The organism is Paraburkholderia phytofirmans, from assembly GCF_046028095.1.
Taxonomy (GTDB): domain Bacteria; phylum Pseudomonadota; class Gammaproteobacteria; order Burkholderiales; family Burkholderiaceae; genus Paraburkholderia; species Paraburkholderia phytofirmans_A.
The window spans coordinates 1-19,822 of the sequence record NZ_JAQQDJ010000017.1; the positions used below are offsets into that span (position 1 = coordinate 1).

The 19,822-nt window shown below is 63.9% G+C and carries 18 protein-coding genes; 10 read left to right on the forward strand and 8 right to left on the reverse strand.

Translation table 11 applies throughout. The annotated features are described in order from the left end of the window. Window positions 1-64: 64 nt before the first annotated feature. On the reverse strand, window positions 65-691 hold the full coding sequence (locus tag PQR54_RS33720) for a glutathione S-transferase family protein (protein ID WP_408253536.1): 627 nt from the start codon (window positions 689-691) through the stop codon (window positions 65-67). Window positions 692-906: 215 nt separating this feature from the next. Here PQR54_RS33720 and PQR54_RS33725 point away from each other — a divergent pair, with 215 nt between their 5' ends. Further along, window positions 907-2,601 carry an ATP-binding domain-containing protein gene (locus PQR54_RS33725; protein WP_408253251.1) on the forward strand — a complete coding sequence of 565 codons (1,695 nt, stop codon included), beginning with the start codon at window positions 907-909 and terminating at the stop codon, window positions 2,599-2,601. Between the two features lie 16 nt (window positions 2,602-2,617). Here the strand turns inward: PQR54_RS33725 and PQR54_RS33730 are convergent, their stop codons facing one another. Next, window positions 2,618-3,565: a phosphoribosyltransferase gene (locus PQR54_RS33730; RefSeq protein ID WP_408253254.1), complete on the reverse strand. Its 948-nt coding sequence runs from the start codon at window positions 3,563-3,565 to the stop codon at window positions 2,618-2,620. A 293-nt stretch (window positions 3,566-3,858) separates the two neighbouring features. Here PQR54_RS33730 and PQR54_RS33735 point away from each other — a divergent pair, with 293 nt between their 5' ends. Both PQR54_RS33735 and PQR54_RS33740 read left to right on the forward strand, forming a co-directional pair. Continuing rightward, on the forward strand, window positions 3,859-4,401 hold the full coding sequence (locus PQR54_RS33735; RefSeq protein ID WP_408253257.1) for a putative pterin-binding protein: 543 nt from the start codon (window positions 3,859-3,861) through the stop codon (window positions 4,399-4,401). Then, a complete protein-coding gene (locus PQR54_RS33740) occupies window positions 4,371-6,224 on the forward strand; it encodes an ATP-binding protein (RefSeq protein WP_408253260.1) in 1,854 nt (617 codons plus the stop codon). Before PQR54_RS33735 ends, PQR54_RS33740 begins: the two co-directional genes overlap by 31 nt. Window positions 6,225-6,318: 94 nt before the next feature. Here PQR54_RS33740 and PQR54_RS33745 read toward each other — a convergent pair whose 3' ends face one another. From PQR54_RS33745 to PQR54_RS33755, 3 genes are all read right to left on the reverse strand, one after another. Next, window positions 6,319-7,173: a helix-turn-helix domain-containing protein gene (locus PQR54_RS33745; protein ID WP_012426776.1), complete on the reverse strand. Its 855-nt coding sequence runs from the start codon at window positions 7,171-7,173 to the stop codon at window positions 6,319-6,321. Window positions 7,174-7,468: 295 nt separating this feature from the next. Beyond that, window positions 7,469-8,809 (reverse strand): type II toxin-antitoxin system HipA family toxin, encoded by a 1,341-nt coding sequence (locus tag PQR54_RS33750; RefSeq protein ID WP_408253263.1) that lies wholly within the window; start codon window positions 8,807-8,809, stop codon window positions 7,469-7,471. Window positions 8,810-8,811: 2 nt separating this feature from the next. Further along, the gene (locus PQR54_RS33755; protein ID WP_408253266.1) at window positions 8,812-9,066 is read right to left on the reverse strand and encodes a helix-turn-helix domain-containing protein; all 255 of its coding nucleotides are present in this window, start codon (window positions 9,064-9,066) and stop codon (window positions 8,812-8,814) included. 264 nt (window positions 9,067-9,330) lie between these two features. Here PQR54_RS33755 and PQR54_RS33760 point away from each other — a divergent pair, with 264 nt between their 5' ends. From PQR54_RS33760 to zwf, 6 genes are all read left to right on the forward strand, one after another. After that, a complete protein-coding gene (locus PQR54_RS33760; protein WP_408253269.1) occupies window positions 9,331-10,671 on the forward strand; it encodes an NAD(P)/FAD-dependent oxidoreductase in 1,341 nt (446 codons plus the stop codon). Window positions 10,672-10,705: 34 nt separating this feature from the next. Then, window positions 10,706-11,338, forward strand: a complete 633-nt coding sequence (locus tag PQR54_RS33765) for a cysteine peptidase family C39 domain-containing protein (protein ID WP_408253272.1) — start codon at window positions 10,706-10,708, stop codon at window positions 11,336-11,338. 99 nt (window positions 11,339-11,437) lie between these two features. Then, window positions 11,438-11,689, forward strand: a complete 252-nt coding sequence (locus tag PQR54_RS33770) for a hypothetical protein (RefSeq protein ID WP_408253539.1) — start codon at window positions 11,438-11,440, stop codon at window positions 11,687-11,689. A gap of 243 nt (window positions 11,690-11,932) precedes the next feature. Next, the gene (locus PQR54_RS33775; protein ID WP_408253275.1) at window positions 11,933-13,039 is read left to right on the forward strand and encodes a potassium channel family protein; all 1,107 of its coding nucleotides are present in this window, start codon (window positions 11,933-11,935) and stop codon (window positions 13,037-13,039) included. Window positions 13,040-13,084: 45 nt separating this feature from the next. Then, window positions 13,085-14,020 carry a bifunctional Delta(1)-pyrroline-2-carboxylate/Delta(1)-piperideine-2-carboxylate reductase gene (gene lhpI, locus PQR54_RS33780; RefSeq protein ID WP_408253277.1) on the forward strand — a complete coding sequence of 312 codons (936 nt, stop codon included), beginning with the start codon at window positions 13,085-13,087 and terminating at the stop codon, window positions 14,018-14,020. Window positions 14,021-14,324: 304 nt separating this feature from the next. After that, window positions 14,325-15,806, forward strand: a complete 1,482-nt coding sequence (gene zwf, locus PQR54_RS33785; protein ID WP_408253280.1) for a glucose-6-phosphate dehydrogenase — start codon at window positions 14,325-14,327, stop codon at window positions 15,804-15,806. A gap of 73 nt (window positions 15,807-15,879) precedes the next feature. Here zwf and icmH read toward each other — a convergent pair whose 3' ends face one another. From icmH to tssJ, 3 genes are all read right to left on the reverse strand, one after another. After that, window positions 15,880-16,662: a type IVB secretion system protein IcmH/DotU gene (gene icmH, locus PQR54_RS33790; RefSeq protein ID WP_408253282.1), complete on the reverse strand. Its 783-nt coding sequence runs from the start codon at window positions 16,660-16,662 to the stop codon at window positions 15,880-15,882. After that, a complete protein-coding gene (gene tssK, locus PQR54_RS33795) occupies window positions 16,659-18,005 on the reverse strand; it encodes a type VI secretion system baseplate subunit TssK (protein ID WP_106311647.1) in 1,347 nt (448 codons plus the stop codon). The genes icmH and tssK overlap by 4 nt, the downstream gene beginning before the upstream one ends. 108 nt (window positions 18,006-18,113) lie before the next feature. Then, window positions 18,114-18,740, reverse strand: coding sequence for a type VI secretion system lipoprotein TssJ (tssJ, locus tag PQR54_RS33800; RefSeq protein ID WP_408253542.1), 627 nt, complete (start codon window positions 18,738-18,740; stop codon window positions 18,114-18,116). 362 nt (window positions 18,741-19,102) lie between these two features. On the opposite strand from tssJ, the gene PQR54_RS33805 reads away from it, so the two are divergent. Beyond that, window positions 19,103-19,786, forward strand: coding sequence for a tetratricopeptide repeat protein (locus tag PQR54_RS33805; protein WP_408253285.1), 684 nt, complete (start codon window positions 19,103-19,105; stop codon window positions 19,784-19,786). The last annotated feature ends 36 nt before the right edge of the window (window positions 19,787-19,822 follow it).

Sequence of the window (19,822 nt, forward strand, 5' to 3'; positions counted from 1 at the left end):
TGGCGCGGGTTCCCCCCCCTGGGGGGGGGGGGGCGGCACCCCGGCCCCCCCGCCGCTCGATGACTCAGGTCAGTGGGAAATCGACGTACTTCTTGAAACCCGTACGCGTCGCAATACGCGAATACCAGCGTTCCAGATTCGGCAGCGGCGGACGCGCCACGCCGTCGAGCCCGAACCAGCGTTTGGCGTACGCGCCGATCACGATATCCGCAAGCGTAAACTTCTCGCCTTCGAGGAAGAAGCGCCCTTGCAGATGCGTGTCCAGCATGCGCCACAGCGTGGTGACGGCGTCGAAGTCGGTGGCGAGTTTGGCGGCGTCGCGCCCGGCGGCGGGCGTGCGCACCAGCGCCCAGAACACCGGACGCTCGGCGGGTTGCAGCGTGGACAACGACCAGTCCAGCCAGCGATCGATGCTCGCACGCGCTTTCGGCTGCGCCGGATACAGCAGGCTGGCTTCGCCGTATTGCATGACCAGATAGCGCAGGATCGAGTTCGATTCCCACAGCACGAAGTCGTCGTCGACCAGCGTCGGGATCTTGCCGGTCGGGTTCATCGCGAGATAGGCGGGTTCGTTGTTGCGGCCGAATTGCAGGCCGGCGTCGATCCGGTCATACGGCAGCACCAGCTCATCGCAGCACCACAACACTTTCTGGACGTTGACCGAATTGGCGCGTCCCCAGATCGTAATCATCCGGTAAATCCTTATTTTTACGTTGGCAAGCCGCGCCCTTCGCGCGGCGTTCAGCCAGTAACGATACACGATGAGCGCGTTCTTGCGCGCCGCAGCGCCGCAACCGGCCGCCTGAAACATGGCGGCAGGCCCGTCGGAAAACGACGCCCCCGCAGGCATTCGGGTATGCATGCGCGTTGCGTACAATGAGCCCACCCGAATCCGACGAGGCACGCATGGCCCGCATTGTTCCCGACGACTGGAAGAGCCTCGCCGCAACCGGCGCGGCGGCCCGCGAACGCGAAACGCTGGCGTTGCTGGAAGAGACGCTGCCCGATGGCTACACCGTCTATCACGGCGTGCACTGGACGCGCCTGAACCAGAACTTTTCGGTGTTCGGCGAAGCCGACTTCGTGATCGTCAGCCCGGCCGGACGCGTGATGATCGTCGAACAGAAAACCGGCTTTCTGCGCGAAACACCCAAAGGGCTCGTCAAGGTCTATCTGCAAACCGAGCGCAACGTGGCGATCGCGCTCGCGCACACCATCGAAAGTCTGCATCGGCGTTTTACCGCCGCGTTCGGCGCGGGCACGTATTTCGTCGAGGAATTGCTGTATTGCCCGGACCACATCGTCAAGGACGCGGCGATCGCCGGAGTGAACCCCGCGCGGATCGTCGATGCAACGCGTAAAGACCGGCTCGCGGCGATCATCCGCGAAGCCTTGCCTGCCGATGAGCCACGTCTAGCCTGTGCGCCGAAAATCCATCACTTTCTCGCCGACGAACTGGCGCTCAGCCCCGACGCCAGCGCGCTGGTCGGCCAGGCGGGCACGCTCGTCACGCGTCTCGCGGGCGGTCTCGCGACCTGGGCGCGGCGGCTCGAATTCGCGCCGTTCCGGCTGCGCGTGATTGGCACGGCCGGCTCGGGCAAGACGCAACTCGCGGTGCAGGTCATGAAGGACGCGGTGGCGCGCGGCCAGACGCCGCTATACGTGTGCTTCAACCGGCCGCTGGCGGATCACATCGCGCGAGTCGCGCCGCCCGAAGCGAAGGTGGCCAACTATCACCAGCTCTGCGACTGGATCGCGCGCGACGCGGGCCGCGCACCGGATTTCCAGGCGGGCGATGTATTCGATCAGCTCGAAACCACGTTCGCCGACACGCCGATCGATCCGCGCTGGCAATTCGACGCGCTGATCGTCGACGAAGGGCAGGATTTCCAGCAGCCGTGGGTGGCGGCACTCGAGCGTTTGTTGCGCCCCGGTGCCGCGTGGTGGTGGCTCGAAGATCCGCTGCAGAATCTGTATATGCGTGAACCCGTCGCGCTACCGGGCTGGACCACGCTGAAGGAAACCACCAACTATCGCAGTCCGCGCGACATTCTCGATTATGTGCGCGACGTGGTCGGCGCTTCGGTTCCGCTCGCCGCCGCGCTCGCGTCGGGCAGTCCGTTCGACGGCTCCGACATTTCGCTCTCGGTCTACGACGAAGCGAATGCCGCCGAAGGCAGCATCGAGGCCACCAAGCGTGCGATCACGCAGGCGCTCTCGCTCGGCTTTCGCAAGCAGGACATCGTGGTGCTGTCGTTTCGCGGCCGCGAAGGCTCGGCGATGACCGCACTGGATCACCTCGGGCCGCATCGGCTGCGCAGTTTCACCGGCAAGTACGATCTGTTCGGCAACCCGGAGTACCGCGAAGGCGACGTGCTGTTCGAGTCGATCTACCGCTTCAAGGGGCAGGCGGCGCCGTGCGTGATTTTTACGGAGATCGACTTCGAGACTTTCGACGAACGCATCGCGCGCAAGCTGTTTGTCGGCGCCACGCGCGCGACGATGAAGCTGATCGTCGTCGCGTCGCAGCGCGCCGCGCAGCATCTGCGTTTGCGCGACGGCAAGGAGAGCCGCGAAGCAAAGGAAGCGAAAGAGGTCTAGCGCGCGGACGCTCGGGTCATGTCCACGCACGCGCGCCGACCAGCATGCCGGTTTGCGTGTGCGCATCCCACCAGATCACCCGCAAGAGCGGCGCTTGCTGCGCGATCAGCAGCGCCTGCACCGGATCGCTCTCGATGAAATGCGTGACGCCGCCGCGCAATGCGGCCGCGGCTTTGTGCGCGGCGCTGCCGGCGGGACTTTCATCGTGCGTGTCGGGCGTGCGCATCACCAGTTGCAGATGGCCGAAGCCGTGCCGCTTGAGCCACGTTTCGGTGCGCGCGCGATCCAGCTCCGGCCGGCCGGTGATGATCGTGCGAACCTGCTGCAAGTCGATATCCGGCAGTTCCTCGAACGGCAGCAGCGCATCGCGTTCGGCGAGCGCGGCGGCGAGATCTTCGTCGTAACGCGCGAGCGGCACGTCGGGCAGCAGAATGCCGTCGAGGTCGATCGCGTAGGTGGCGTATTCGTGATCGTCGGCCATCGCGGATGCGGCGCCTGATTCGACGCGCGCCCAGTCGTCGCGATAACGCTCGGTGTACGCCTGGCGCTCCCACGGAAACAACGCGAAGTAGCCGCGCGCGTCGATTGCATAGTCGGGTTGCGTGCGGCTCAACTCGTCGACGGCGCCGGTCAGCGTCCTGACCACGAGGCCCTGCTGCTGAAGAAACGCAATGCAATCGGTCAGCGTAAAACCGCGCCCGGCGATGTCCTCGCACAGCAGCACGGTCGATCCCGCGGGCGGGATGGGCAGCGTCGAATCCCATGCGACTGTGCGCGTCAGGCGGTCGTAGCGCAGAAAGGCTACCGGCGTGCCGACGGCGTGCGAGACCATCAGCGCGAGCGGCGCGCCGCCGCGCAGAATGCCGATCGCCATGGCGAAGCGCTCCGCCAGCAACGCAGGCTGCAGCGATTCGATCCAGTGGTCGAGTTGTTCGTACGTCAGGGGCAAAACCGGCTTGTTCATGACTCGTAGGGCGTCGCGTGGCGCGTGTGGGGCGAGCGTCTCTGACGCGGGAGCGGCAAGCGGCGCGCGCGGCCGCGAGCCCCCGTTTTTGAGACAAAGAATTTTGGCGATATTATGCATGCGGTTCAAAGATCGCGCGTCGGGGTGACACGCGGTAACCCGATGCGCGACGCTACACTGCGGCCGCTGCAGGGAACAAGAAACAAGGGCCAACGGGCGGCGGGCCGGCACAGACCAGGCCGGCGACTATCAAGCCGCCCGCAAGAAAAATAGATAACGGAATAAAAAAGCACATGACCAAGTCGACCGCCTGGGTGAATGACCGACAACGCGCCGTTTCGGGCGCTCGCTGGGCCGCGGGCCTCGTGCTCGCGCTGGCCGCCTGGAGCGTGCAGGCCCAGCCGGCGCCGGCGCCTTTATCGCTCGACGTGCAAGGCAAGATCGGCAAGACTACCGACGCCGCGCACAAGACTTACCACTTCACCGAAGCTCAACTGCTCGCGCTGCCGGTCCATTCGATCACGACCTCGACCACGTGGACGCCGCGTTCCACCTTCACAGGACCGTTGCTAGCGGATATTCTGAAGACAGTCGGCGCCAGTGGCAGCCAGGTCGAGATCCATACGCTCGACGACTATACCTACACCATTCCGGTGTCGGACTGCGATCGCTACGGCGTGGTGGTTGCATACAGCATGAACGGCAGGCGTCTGAAGATCAGCGACTTCGGCCCGCTGTTCCTTATCTATCCGCGCGATGCGTTCCCGGATGAACTCACGGGCGCCTCGGGCGATTCGAAATTCGTATGGCAGATCAAGGCACTCATCGTCAAATAATGCGCCATCCGTGGCGCCGCGCGTTCTACGTGCTGATCTGGCTGACCGCGCTCGCGGCGCCGGTCGGCGCGATCGGCTATCTGTTGTACGCGAATCTGCTCAACCCGCGCGCCACCGAGCAGTTGACCGGCTCGTACGACGGGTTCTACTGGGACGCCGCGCAACTGCAAATCGCCTATGCGCGCTTCGAGAATCAGCTGCTGCTGTATCAGTCGGGCGTCGACGACGACTATCAGCGGCTGATGCTGCGTTATCAGTTGCTGCAATCCAAGCTGCACGTGATGGCGGGTTCCACGCGCCGGCTGACCACGCAGCTCTCGCTACTGCAAAGGCAACTGGACGAAATCCATTCGCTCGATCAATTACTGGGCGGCATCGAACCTGAAGTTGACGCGCTGCCCAAAGACCGCAGCCAGGCCAACCGGATCGTCGCGCAACTGCGCCAGCACTGGAACGAGGTCAACGATCTCGCGCTGAGCCGCCGCTTTGCCGATGTCGCCGATCGCGAGGCGATGAACCGCGACTTCATCAACAAGCGCCGCATGCTGTTCGCCGGCGGCCTGTTGCTGCTGTTGCTCTCGGCGGCGGCGACGCTGTTGCTCGTGTTGAACGGCCGGCGCCGCACGCGCCTGATGCATCAGCAGCACGCGGCGCTCGAAGCCGAGCACCAGGCGAGCCGCGCCGCGCGCGAAGCGAGTCACGCCAAGGACGCGTTTCTCGGCATGATCAGCCACGAGCTGCGCACGCCGTTGCATGCGATCGTGTCGTCGATCGAATTGCTGGGCTTCAACTATCACTCCGAGGCGGATCGCAAGGTGATCCAGCGGCTCGAAACCGCGGGCCGGCATCTGGAAGCGCAGATGAAGGATCTGACCGACTACGCGCGCCTCGGCGCCGGCAAGCTCGAGTTGCGTCACGAGCATTTCGAGCCGCGCGAACTGCTGGCGTCGATCGTCGACGAACACGCGATGGCGGCCGCCGCGCGCGGTTTGCAACTGGAGAGCGAGGCGGGCGGCATGAGCGGTCTCGTCGATTCCGATCCGCACCGCATTCGCCAGATCGTCAACAACCTCGTCACCAACGCGATCCGCTACACCGAAGCCGGCATCGTGCGCGTGCAGTTGCGGCAGCGGCCGGCGCTGCTGGTCTTCGTCGTCAGCGATACGGGGCCGGGCGTGCCGCAGGCGCAGATTCCGCTCATCTTCCAGGAGTTCACCCAGCTGGACGCGTCGCGCACGCGCCGCTTCGAGGGCGCGGGCATGGGGCTGACCATCGTGCAGGGGCTGGTCAAGCTGTTCGGCGGCACCGTCGAGGTGGCGAGCAAAGTCGGCGAGGGCACCAGCTTCACGGTGACGATTCCGGTCACGCCGGTCGCCGCCGCGCAGCCGCAGGATGTGGCGGCGCGAGCCGAGCCAGGCGGCGCGCGTCCGTGCGTGCTGATCGTCGACGACAACCGCCTGATCCGCGAGTCGCTCAGCGAAATGATCGCGCACATGAATTTCGACGCGCACGCCGTCGCCAATGCCGACGATGCGCTCGCCTGGCTCGACACGCGCCGCTGCGACGTGGTGTTGCTCGATCTGCATATGCCCGAGCGCGACGGCTATACGTTTCTCGCGGACTTTGCCGCGCGGGGCGGACCGTCGGCAGGCGTGCCGGTGATCGTGGTCAGCGCGTATGCGCCGGAGGAGGCAGTAGCCGGAGGGGCGGGAGAAGGGGAAGGCGGCTCGCAGCCGTTCTTCGACGCGTTATTAAAGCCGGTACATTACGAGGAGCTCCGCAGCGCGTTGCAGCGGGCGTTGGCTTCGCGGCATACGGTGTGAGGCGAAGCGTGGGCGGCCGGGCGAAGGTGGGCATCAACCTGAGCACACGCCTTCAGCCGTTTGCCGGCGCGGGTGGATCGGCGGGTGGATCCGCTTAAGGCCGGTTCAGCCGCTTGGACAGATCGGCGACCAGGATCGCCATGCGCGCGGGCTTTTCATAGCACGCGACGTCGTAATTTCGGATCACCTGACTGATCTCCGATTCGCTGGCCTTGCCGGTCAGCAATTCGCCGGTCAGCACGAAGATCGGCGCGTCCGGATTTTCCGAGGCGCGCACCGCTCGAATCGCAGCCGCCGAGGTCTGCGCGCCGAACAGCCAGTCGATCACGACGCCGTCGAACACCTGGGTTTGCAGTTGATCGGCAAAGGCGGCGAGTCCGTAGATCGCCACCGCCGCGAAGCCGCTGCGCTCCAGATAGTCGCGCAGGTTGTCGGCGCTCGCCTGATCGTCGTCGACCACCGCGATGGTCGGCTTGTCGGTTTCGGCGCGGCGCGGATAGATCTCGATCTTGTGAACCTCGTACGCGCTCTGGTAAAGCGTGCCGTCGTGGCGCGCCACGCGCCATTGACCGAGCCTGGAGTACGCGACGAATTCGGGGCGGCTGCCCGCCTCGAGCGCGGCGCCGACCCAGGCCGTGCAGGCCAGTTCGATCGCGCCGATGCTGAACACGGCTTCCTGGGCGATCGCGCCGACCATGCCCGGATCGAGCGATTGCGCGCCGAATAGCTGGGCGGCCGGTTCGCCGAACACCTCGGCGACCTTCTTGATTTGCGAGAGCGTCCACGGGCTGTTGCCGCGCAACTTGCGATGTCCCTGGGAAAAACTCAGATCGAGGATGCGGCACAGTTCCGTGGTCTGCTGGCGTTTGCCGATTCCGTGCCGGCTCATCAACTCGCGCACGCGCTCGGCGACTGCGATGGAGTCGGGTGAGTGTGTTTCGTTGGCCATACTGCGTGAGAATCCGCCGTCTTAAAGGGTACTGGGGAGTGCGATACGGACAGGCGCGGCGCGGCCATGCACATGCAATGCGCAGGGGACGCGGCGACGCAGGGGACAGCAAATGTACCGTAAAAAGTATCGCAGTCTGTGGTTTTGTACGACCGCCGTCCGGCCCGTCAATGCAAGAGTCGAAACGGACCGGTTTGGCGATCTTTTTATGCATTAAGCATCAATGTATTTTACCGATGAAACCTCGCCGTATCTGAAGAGAAATATGTCACGCGATGCCAGCCGCCTGAAACATCTAGCCAGCAGACATCGTGCCGAGCTTCGCCGCCGAGTTTTTCAGGCCTTTGAAAATCCGTTCGGCGACCTTGGCCGGAAAACGTTCGGGCAATTCCGCGGAGACCCGCTCGATCACGCCGGGCGTCTGTTCGATCAACCGCTGGATCAGCGGTTCCGCGTCCGCGCCGTACGAGCACTTCAGCGCCATGGTGTTGAAGTGGCGCCGCTGCACGTCGCGAAACGCGTCGTGCTTGCTGCGCGACCACATGCCCATGGCGAGCCGCGCCTTGAACCATGACCACTGGTTTGGGCCGCTGCCTTCCACCGGCCAGATCGACATCACGTCGTAAAGCGGCGTGAGTCGGTAGTGGCCGCCGGCCAGCAGGCGGATGCTGAAGTTCTTGGCGTGGCCGTCCGGCGCGGCCAGCATCCAGAACAGAATCTGGCTCGCCAGCAGCGTCTCGATGTCCTGCCGCGCCTCGACCGATTGCTGCAGAATTCGCGCGAGGTCGAGCACGCCAGGGCCGCCTTCGTTTTCGTATTTGCGATGCGACGGCACGCCGTACACCTGGCAGAAGTCTTCCTGCGGCAGACGCAGCAGCCATTGCCCGCTCGAATGCATTTGCCGGTCGAAGCGCTCGACACTCAACACCCGCTGTTTGCCGAACGTCATGATCTCCGTGTTGGCGACCGGCAGGCCGTAGGCGTGCAGAATCCGCAGACAGAGCCACTCGTTTTCGACCGAGGTGCTGAGGTCGGCGAGCTTGTTGCCGACAAGGCCGAGCGGCAGCTTGAAAATGTGCGTGGTGGGCGTGGCGCCGTGCGGCCGTTGCCACTTGCCGTCGTGCCACAGCAGCGCGGTTTTTTCCTGCGCGCCGGCGAGCGAGATGCGGAAATCGTCGGTCTCGTCGGGCGCGCCGAGCGCGGGGTTGCTGACCGTGCGCGCCAGCATGGCCTCGATTTCGCTGTCCGTGAGCGGCGTGCCGTCGATCCGCTCGACGCCTTGCGGCACGTCGTCTTCGGCGAGCAGCTGGACGGCGCCCACGCAATCGCGGCCGATGGCTTGCAGCAGATCGAACGCATCGAGCGTCTCGGTCTGGTAGCGTTGGGCGATACGCTTTCTGATCGCCTCGCTGTCGGGCAGCAGATTGTCGAAATAGTTGAGAACGCGTGGGCCTTTTTGCGCCAGATTGCCCGGCGTGAACGGCAGCGACAGCGACAGCGGCCGTCCCGCCGGCGAGGCAACCCACGCGGGATCGTAGGCGAACTCCGTGGGCCCGCGAGCGGGCAGGCGCCAGACGCCGACCCGCTCGCCATTGGCCCATACCGATAGTGCGCGCGAGTGAGTTTGGCGACCCATGCTTACCACTCGATCAACGGTGTGGGGCCGGGCAGCGTCTGGCTCTTGTCGCGCAGTTGCAACTGCAGACCGTAGACGCCGCACAAGGCCAGCAATTGTGCGAGGGTGAGGGCGGCGGCGTCGGTTTCGAATGCCGAAATACGGCTCTGACTCACGCCGATCCGCGCGGCGGCCTCGGCCTGGGTGAGCCCCGCTTGCCGCCGGCTGGCGGCAAGCAGCTGGGCTATCTGGTCCGGCGTGGCAATGAGGTGAAGCATGGCAGATTATCCGCGAGACGAATAAATGCACTTTATGCGTTACACGAATATCTGTCAAATATTCGTGTAACGCATATTTTACGAATATCTGTTTGGCGAATAAAATGCAGATATCTGTGTGGCGAATAAACGGCGTGAATGGGAGCGAGCACCGCTGCGCACGCGCTTCTGCGCGCCTGCATCGCCGGTCGTCAGCCAAACGGGCATTGCGGACAACCGGGCCGCCTGCGAAGATTACGCCCACACTTAAAACCTGCCTGTCCGATGACCACGACTTACCCGCTGCACGCGAACCTCACTTCCGCCGATCAGGCGTTCCCGAAACATGCCGATGTGGTGATCGCCGGCGCCGGCATCATGGGCTGCGCGGCCGCCTACTATCTGGCGCGCCGCGGCCTCTCGGTGGTGGTGCTCGACAAATCGCGGATCGCCGGGCAGCAGTCGTCGCGGGCATGGGGATTCGTGCGCCAGCAGGGCCGTGAATCCGCCGAAGTGCCGCTGATGATGGCCGGCATCCCGCTGTGGAAAAAACTCGAGAGCGAGCTGAATTTCGATCTCGAATGGCGTCAGGGCGGCTGTCTCTATGTCGCGACCGGCGAGGAGGACTGGGCCTCGTTCCGGCAATGGATGGACGTCGCGCGTCAGCACGGCCTCGACACGCGCACGCTCGATCGCAAGCAGATCGACACGGTCGTGACCGGCATGCACGCCCCCGCGCTCGGCGGCCTCTACACGCCGAGCGACGGCCAGGCGGAACCGCGCCGCGCCGCGGCCGCCTTTGCGGCGCGGGCGAGGGAAGCCGGCGCGCTGTTCTTCGAAGGCTGCGGCGTGATCGGCGTCGAACGCGCGGGCGGCGCGATTGCCGGCGTGGTCACCGAGCGCGGCACGGTGCGCACTTCGCGCTTTATCTGCGCAGCGGGCGCCAGCAGCTGGCGTCTGCTCAAAACGCTCGGGCTCGAACTGCCGCAGCAGGCGGTGCGCGGCACCTGCATGCGCACCAATCCGCTGCCGCGCATCACCGCGTCGACGTTCTGGGGCCACGGCCTCGGCGTGCGGCAGCGCGCGAACGGCGCGATCAATCTCGCCGACGACATGCAGGTGGACGTCGACATGACGCTCGGCCATTTCCGCGCGCTCAAGTGGTTCTTGCCGGAGTTGTGGGCGCAGCGCGAGAAGTTCAGCTTCCATCTGAACGGCGCGAGCCTGCGTGATCTGCGCGAGCGTTTGCCGGGCGGCGTGCCGAAACACGAGCGAGTGCTGCATCCGCGTGACCCGCATCCGCAGCCGAACGTGGGCCACGCGCCGCGTGCGTTGAAAAAACTGCGCGCCTTGTTCCCGGCGTTGAAAGATGCGCAGGTGGTCGAATCGTGGGCCGGCCTGATCGACGTGCTGCCCGACGGCATTCCGGTGATCGACGCGCCGCCGCAGGTCAGCGGCTTGACCATCGCCACCGGTTTTTGCGGCCACGGTTTCGCGATGGGGCCGATCGTCGGCAAACTGCTCGCGGAAATGAACGACGGCGGCCAGCCGTCGCTCGATCTGTCGGCGTTCCGTTTGCAGCGTTTCTTCGACGGCACGATGCAGCGGCCTCGCAGCATGCTGTAAAAACCGCGCCTCTCAACCAACCCCAACACCGCCAATGAACGAACCGTTTCTGCGCCACGCCGGCGTGCCGTACTACACGCAATGGGGCAGTCCCGAGTGGGTCGGCCGGATCGTCGAGCAGCAAGGCGACCCATGCGACGATCCCGGCTGGCAGCGCAGCGGCTTTTGCGACCCCGAGCGTTACCGCTTCTGGGCCAAGCGCCTGTGCGGCCTGACATGCCTCGAGTCGGCGCTCGACTATTGGCGCATCGACCACGCGCCGCGCGCCGCGCTGCTCGACGAAGCGTTGCGGCATGGCGTGTACCGCATGCGCGAGGATGGCGGCGTCGACGGTTTGATCTACCGGCCGTTTGCCGATTGGGTGGCCGGCGCGTTCGGCGTACAGGTCGACGTGCTGCCGCAGGCGCCGCTCGAAGATATCGCCGCGCGCCTGAACGCCGAGACGCTGGCAATCGTCTCCGTGAGCCCCGAGATCCGTTATCCCGACCGGCCCAATCAGCGCCAGGGCGGTCATCTGATCCTGCTGCACGGACGCGGCCGCGATGGCGTCTGGTTTCACAATCCGTCGGGTATCGCGCCGCATCAGGCGGACGTGTATCTGCCGTTCGACACCATGACGCGTTTCTACGCGGGACGCGGCATGACGCTCAGCCGGATCGCGCGCTAGCCGCGGCGCGGCGTTTTTGGGGTTCGCCCGGTGAGCGCGTTGATCGGGCCCGGTTTCTGCTGTATCGCCAGTACCGACATCTGCGATCCCGGAACCATGATGAAACGAACCTACGCCCTGCTTGCCGCCAGCCTGATTGCTCTCGGCTCCGCTGCCACCGCGGACGCTGCCAGCCGTGACGAACAGACCAAGGCCTGCCGCGGCGACGCCATGCATTTTTGCGCCGCCGACATTCCCAACGAAGACAAGATCACCGCCTGCATGAAGCAGCACGTCGATGAACTGAGCCCGGCGTGCCGCGCGATGTTCAAGGGCGGTAAGAAGGGCGGCGAGAAGAATACGTCGCAGTGACGGCGGCGCGGCTGATTTTGGGTTTGGCCAGGCGCCATGTACGGCTTTGCGCTTAGCCCGGCTTCAACGTGCGAGCTTGCACGCGGCTGAGCCAGCTGTGCCGCAACCAACTTCAACCGCGCCGTGTTAAGCCGCCTTTGAACCGCCATTTACGTCGCGGCTTATCGTCACGCGTTCGCGATCCGGCCCCGCGGCGCTCCCGGCGTCGTAGAATCGCTTGTCATCGACTGCCGGAGCCGCCGCGTGCCTGATTCACCCAAGCCGGAGCCACGTCTGCCGCGCTTCCGTTTGCCGCGTCGTGCCCGCACGCCCTGGCAGGCGCCGCGCGCCCGCACGCTGTTCACGCGGCCGGCGGCGTCGCCGCAGCGCATGCTGCTGCATCGCGTCTATCTGGTGGTCGGCCTGTGCGTGCTCGCCTTCGCCGTGCTCTATCTCGACCGGGACGGTTTGCGCGATGCCAACCGCAAAGTTCTCGGCATCGTCGATCTGATGTACTTCACCATGGTGACGGTAGCCACCGTCGGTTACGGCGATATCGTGCCGGTGACCGCCCGCGCGCGCCTTATCGACGCCTTTTTCATCGTGCCGATCCGCATCGTCATCTGGTTCGTGTTTCTCGGCACCGCCTATCAGTTCGTCATTCAACGCGTCATCGAGGAATTCCGCATGAAACGCCTGCAAAAGCAGTTGCGCGATCACGTCGTGATTTGCGGCTATGGATTGAGCGGTTCGGTTGCGGTGCGCGAGTTGCTGGAAAGCGGTTTCACCGCGGCATCGATCGTCGTGATCGATCCGCAGCAGGCGGCGCTCGAAGCGGCCACGGCGCTGGGCGTCGCCGGCCTGCTCGGCGACCCGTCGCGCGAGGATCTGTTGCAGCAGGCGCAGGTGCAGATCGCCCGCGCGGTCATCATCGCAGTCACCGACGATGCCACCGCCATTCTGCTCACGCTGACCGTGCGCAGCGTCGCGCCGCAGACCAAGATCGTCGTGCGGATTCAGGAGCAGACCTATCAGCGACAGTTGCGCCAGGCCGGGGCGAACGTGATCGTCTCGTCGACCAAGATCGGCGGCTTGCTGCTCGCCGACGCGGTCGACAGTGAATACATCGTGCCCTTCGTGAACGATCTGTTGTCGGCACGCGGCCGCGTCAACCTGGTCGAACGCCGGGCGACGGCGCAGGAAGTTGGCCGCTGGAGCAATGCGCTGCCGGGCGCGGTGGTGGTGGGTCTCGTGCGGGCGGGGCGCGTGCTGTCCTTTTACGAAGACGAGCCGTGTCCGATCGAGGCGGGCGATCTGCTGATGCTGATCCAGTCGTCGCGCCAGCCGAATGAAACGCCCGCCGCCTGCTAGCCGATTCGAACTCAAACTTCTGCCAGAGACTGGAACAACCTGCCCATGACCCACCCGACCACGCAGACTTTCGACGCCGCCGCGACCACGCGGCTGATTCCCTACGCCGCGCTCGTCGATGCGCTCAAGCGCGCGACGATCGACTACGCACAGCGGCGTATTGCGAGTCCCGAGCGGCTCGTCGTGCCGCTCAACGAAGACGGCATCATGCTGTCGATGCCGGCCACCGCGCCCGATCTCGCGATCCACAAGCTGGTCAACGTATGCCCGGCCAATCGGGCACGCGGCCTGCCGACCATCCACGGCAAAGTGATGGCGTTCGACGCCGACACCGGCGAGACGCTCTTCATCCTCGACGGCCCGACCGTTACGGGACGCCGCACGGCGGCAATCTCGATGCTCGGCGTCGACACCTTTGCTGCAGCAACGCCGCGCGAATTCCTGCTGATCGGCACCGGCACGCAGGCGCTCAACCATCTGGAGGCGATCGGCGAACTGTTTCCCGACGCACGTGTGTGGGTGAAGGGCAGCGCGCCCGCGCGCGCCGAGGCGTTTTGCGCCGCGCATCAGGACAAGGCGCATGATCTGCGACCGCTGACTCAGACCGGCGCCACGATCCCCGACTCGGTCGATGTCGTGATCGCGCTGACCACGAGCAGACAGCCGGTCTACGACGAAGCGGCGCGCGCGGAGCGCCTCGTGATCGGCGTCGGCGCATTCACGCCCGCCATGGTCGAGATCGGCGCACGCACCCTCGGCGAAAGCGCGCTTTTCGTCGACGACGAAGCCGGCGCGCGCCATGAAGCCGGCGACTTCATTCAGGCGGGCGTGGACTGGGCTCAGGTCGGCGGCATCGCTTCGGTGCTCGACAATGCAGCGCTATCGCCGCAAAAAAAACCGATCGTATTTAAAAGCGTCGGCTGCGCGGCATGGGATCTGGCGGCGTGCCGCGTGGCGCGCGAGGCGTTGTCAGGAGCTTGAAGGTTTGGCAAAAAACGGCACGTGAGAAAGCCGCGTGCGTGGTCTGCGGAGCGTGCTTTGCAGCAGAGTGGCACGCGCCCGCCAACGCCGAAAAAGGTCCTGAAAACAGGCCTTTAGCACCTCAGGTTGGCATATTGCGCGAACCTGAGGCGCATGTTGCCGTGCAAACAATCTCAAAACGTTGCACCATAGGCGTTTGCCAGAAAAAGTGCCGGTCCGCCGGCACCGCGCTGCTGCTTTTTTTCTGCCCGCTTTTTTCTGCCCCTCACCGACGCCTTATCCCTCACGACGCTGCGACCGCGCTATGACGACCCAACACGCTTCTGCCACTCCCGACCTGCCGCTCGACATGATCATCTTCGGCGGTACCGGCGATCTGTCGTTTCGCAAGCTGCTGCCCGCGCTCTACATGGCGCATCTGCACTGCAATCTGCCGCCGAACACCCGCATTCTCACGATCGGCCGCAAGCCCTGGTCGCGTGAGGAGTACATCAACGAATTCATGGAGCTGAAGGCGAAGCCCTTCATTGAAAAGAAAGCGTTCGATGCCGGCGCCTGGGACAAATTTCTCGCGCTGTTCGAATACGTGCGCATGGACGTCGACTCAGTCGAAGATTATCAGCGCCTGAAAGAAGTGTCGCGCGAAGGCGTGCGCCGCGTGTTCTATCTCGCGACGTCGCCGGATCTGTTCACGAACATCTGCGACAACCTTGCCGCCGCGGGCTTGATCGACGCCAACTCGCGCGTCGTGCTCGAAAAGCCGCTGGGTCACGATCTGGCCTCCGCGCAGGAAATCAACACGGCGGTCGGCAAGCATTTCAGCGAAGCGCAGATCTACCGGATCGACCACTACCTCGGCAAGGAAACCGTGCAGAACCTGATGGTGCTGCGCTTCGGCAATCCGATTTTCGGTCCGCTGTGGCAGGCGCCGTATATCAAGAGCGTGCAGATCACGGTGGCGGAAACGGTCGGCGTGGGCACGCGTGCGGGCTTCTACGATAAGACCGGCGCACTGCGCGACATGGTGCAGAACCACTTGCTGCAATTGCTGTGCATCGTCGCAATGGAGCCGCCGGTGTCGCTCGACCCGGATGCGGTCCGCGACGAAAAGCTCAAGGTGCTGCGTTCGCTGCGGCCCATGACGCCCGAGGACATCGCGCGCGATACCGTGCGCGGGCAATACACGGCGGGCGCCGTGGACGGCGAGGCCGTGAAGGGGTATCAGGAAGAAGAAAACGTGCCGGCCGGCAGCCGCGCCGAAACCTTCGTCGCATTGCGCGCGCATATCAACAACTGGCGCTGGGCCCACGTGCCGTTTTTCTTGCGCACCGGCAAGCGGATGCAGAAGAAGGTGTCGGAGATCGTGATCGAATTCGCCGAACTGCCGTTCTCGATCTTTCCGAAGGGCGGGCGCAATTACGGCAATCGTCTGGTGATCCAGTTGCAGCCGGAAGAATCGATCCAGTTGCAGGTGCTCGCGAAAGAGCCGGGCAGCGGCATGCATATGCTGCCGGTGAATCTGAATCTGGATTTGCAGCAGGCCTTCACCGAGCGTCGCGCGGAAGCGTATGAGCGCTTGCTGATCGACGTGATTCGCGGACGCCTCACGCACTTCATGCGGCGCGACGAACTCGAAGCGGCATGGGCATGGGCCGAACCGATTCTGGAAGGCTGGGGCAAGTCGGGTGAAAAGCCGCGCGGTTATACGGCGGGCACGTTTGGACCGGCTGCGTCGACGGCGCTCATGGCGCGCGAAAATGCAGTGTGGGCGGAAGAGTCGCAATAAGCTTTGCTTCACCAGTGCCAAACGGAAATGGCCCGCAAATGCGGGCCATTTTCAATTATTTGTCGACGTACGCTCAGGGCAACGAAATCGTCAACGTAGCCGATTGCGGCCCGAGTTTGACCACCTGCGAATACGGCGCGAGCGAGCGCAACGTCTGATCGCGCAGATACGTATTCAGGCCGAGATAAGCCAGCAATCCCACCAGTGCGAACACCGCGCCGATCGACCACAACGGCACCTCGCGCTTCAGACGGTGCGCGACCTGATCGGGCAGCGGCCAATGCGGCGCGAACGGCGCGCGCTTGCCTTTCATATGCGCGATTTCATCACCGATGCGCGCGGTCAGATACGCGAGCTTCTCCGGCCCTTCGAGCAGATACTTGCCCTGGAAGCCGAGCAGCAGGCACATGTGAAACACCTCGAGCGATTGCAAACGCGCTGCGCCTTGTGCGCGGCATTCCTCGAGATACTGGAAAAACTTCTCTCCCGCCAGTTGCTCGCCGAACAGCACGAGTTGCAGCGGCCGGCGCTCCCATTCCGTGCGGATCCTGAAGGTGGACGACAGCACCGATTCGTCGATGGCCGCGCAGAACGCAAACTTCGACGCATAGACATCGTCCGCCGACGCATTGAGCTTCTTCGCCCCGCGTTCGAAGTCGCCGAGGAACTGCTGGATGCGCTGGCTGAACTCCTGCGCGTCGCCGGGTTCGCGGCCGTTCTTCAACAGGAACAGCATGAAGAAACCGTCGTACAGCAGGTCGAGCAGCGAACGAACCTGATAGCTCGGCTCGGTGATCGGGGCGGGCGTGGCGGTAGGCGTGCTGCTGCCGCCAAAAAGGGATGGCGCGTAGCTCATGATGTGACGGCGATCAGTTCGAGTTGAAGATCGTTGATGCCCGACGGCGCGTAGATCATTGCCGATTGAGCCTGCAACATACGGTCATACAGCGCGCCGCGCGATTCGAACGAGAAGTAGCACGCACCCGGACGTACCGGAATGGCGGGCGGCACTTGCGGCGTATAGACGAGCCGCACGCCCGGCATGGCCGAGAGCACCAGCTTGTCGACGTCGTCCGGCGCGCCGACCTTGAAGCGCGCGGGCACGGCTTCCACGAGCTCGGCGGTCGGCATGTCCGCCGACACCGCGATGTAGAACATGGTTTTGTCGTCGATCTTGCCCGAGTCGAGCCGGCCCGCATGGAACGACGGACGCACTTCCTCCAGCGCGATCGCGAAGTAGCGCGTGGAGATCACGGTTTCGAGCAGATCGCGCAGGATCGTGTCGAGACGCGCGAAGCCGGGGCCCGGATCGTCGTGGCGATACGCCGGCAGATCGGAGAGCGCGTAGCCCTTCGAAAACGTCATCAACTGACCGGCGAGGCGCAACAATTCCTGAAACAGACGTTCCGGATGCAGCGCCGAATGCTGGTACAGATGCGCGAGCGAAGCGAATGCCGCGCTCGCGGTATGCAGCAGCCAGAACGACGCGATGTCGCCGGAACGGAACTCGATGATGTTCTTGGTCGGCTCGCGGTGAAAACCGTATAACGCGTTGACCTTGGCCTGCAATGCGTCGATCAGTTGACGCAGGCGCTGATGCAGGATCGGCGAGGCGTCGATAGCGAGGCAGGGCGGCACGAACGTGTCGTCGATTTCGAAACCGCTCGTAGCGGTGCGGCGTACACGCACGAGCGGCACCGAGAGCAGTTGATCGCGCGGCTCGCTATGCGCGATCAGCTTGACGCTGGTCTTCAGGAAGGTGATGTCGGCTTCGGCGGCGTCAGTGAAATGATCGGCCACCGGCGTTTGCTCGCTCACGTAACGCGACACGAAACCGGCGTTGCTGTCCTGCGCATAGTTCGCACCGGTTTCGCGCAGCGGATGCAGCGCGAGATAAAACGTGAATTCATTAATGCCGTCGGGCAGCGTATCCAGCGCGATGGGCGGCGGCAGGTCGTCGGCCTGCGGCGCGGAGTAGAGTGCGCCGTCGGGAAACACCAGTGAGAGTTCGCTCACGCGCAGCACATTGCTGCCGAGCGCGTCGCGGTCGAAGCGCGCCGAGCGCACGCCCCAGTTATACGGCTGGATCGCCTGGATCGATTCGAACAGGCGTGCCTCATGATAAGCGTCCTGACGCTGAAAATGCTGCGGCCTCAGAAACAGGCCTTCCCCCCAGAGCACTTTTGCGGAATAACTCATCTCAAACCTGTTATATGCGTTCAGCGTGTGGCGCACCCGGAGATAACCGATTCGAGCGCCGCATTGTTAATTGTTTAAAAAATGTTAAATCGCATTTGACCGGCATCTTTATCTGCAGCTTACCGAAGAAAGCATATTCAGCGCTTGCGCGGGCAATCCCTGGTCTGGCGGGATCACAGTGCCATTGGTCACCGTCATTGCACAGTTATGCAGGCCGATCATTATGCCGGATTTCTCCGACTTCGCCGGGTCGAAGGCGAATTTCCAGCGCTGCATAGCCGGATCACGGAATAGCGCGACGATACCGAATGCCTGCGCTTCACGCGAGACTTTTTCGGTAACAACGTAGCGCTGGCCCGGGATCAGGGTAACTTCACGCACGCCCAGCAAATCGCCGCCCAGTGTGGTCTTTTCCTTTGCCGGATCGGTAAATGCGTCGAATGGCGCCTGCTGGAATGAAGTCGGGTCTTTCAGCACGTAAAGCCGCACTACCAGCGCCAATGGGCGTTTGTCATTCGCGGCATTCAGATTCGGTGCGGCATATAACGTGAGGCCGACATTGCGCGGCGGTTTCTGGGCATCCGGCAGGTCCGGCTTGCCGAGCCCGCTTGCCTGCAAAGCCGCGTTGGCAGCGGCTCCGAGCACCGTCACGCCGGCCGCGCAGCCGCCCAGAAGCGCGCAGACGGCAGCATTGGCAATCAATAGCGATGCATAGCGAATAACACGCGAATTCATATACATCGACCGGCTCGGCGCCGTCCCCCGTCAAAACATCAATAACGAAATCAATCCGGCAAATTTTTAGCCACGCTATGCCGCGTAATGCCGCTTTATGCAAACGGCATGTAACTACCGCTGTTGCGGGGCTGCGGCTGGCGAGTGGAAATTTTTTCCGGTATCCCCATTACTGCTATTGCAGCAGGAAACAATTTCTGCATGCTTCGTTTAAATGATCCACATGCATTTTTTTTGTGCAATCCTTCTTCACACGAAAGTTGAATTATCGAAAATTGGCCTGTACTATACCCGCGCACTTGAAGCAAAGCAAAACTCCGGTTTCTCCTTGAATTAAAAAATTCGCACGTCGGTGAAAAACGATGAATGAGCGTCTGTTAGTAAAACTATCTGGGGTTGTGTTGGCATGCGGCGTGATGGCCGGTTGCGCAACACAGGGCAACAACGTGGCGACCACACCGGAGGCTTTTAATAAGCAACTCGCGGATGCCGATACCGTCGCAAAGGGCGGTGATCAGGATCGCGCTATCGCGCTTTATCAGCAGCTTTCCAAATCCGATCCGACGCGCGAAGAACCGTGGTCGCGTATTGCGCAGATCCAGTTCACACAAGGTCATTACGGCCAGGCAATCGTTGCCGCGCAAGAAGCGCTGCAACGCGACCAGACCGATCGTCAGGCCAAGAGCGTGCTGGCGGTGGCCGGCTTGCGCGTCGCCACGCAATCGCTCGGCGAATTGCGGCAGGACGCGTCGCTCGCGGGCGATGCGAAGTCGGACGCGCAAGCGCTCGCCAAGCAGCTGCGCGACACGCTCGGCGAAGCTACGCTGTTCCCGCCCGACCCGAGCGACAAGCAGGCGGTGAAGAAGAAGCGCGTGGTTCGTCACGTCGCCAAGGGCAAGCCCGCAGCGGATACGCCGGACGCTACGACCAGCGCCGCGGCGCCCGCGGCCACGCCGCCAGCTCCCGCTGCGCCGGCAGCGCCTGCGGCACCCGCCAAAGCCGCGCAAAGCGGCGGCGCGTCCGATCCGTTCAGCGCGCTGCGCTGATCCACACGCCTGATCCATCAGCACCGGGAGCCGACG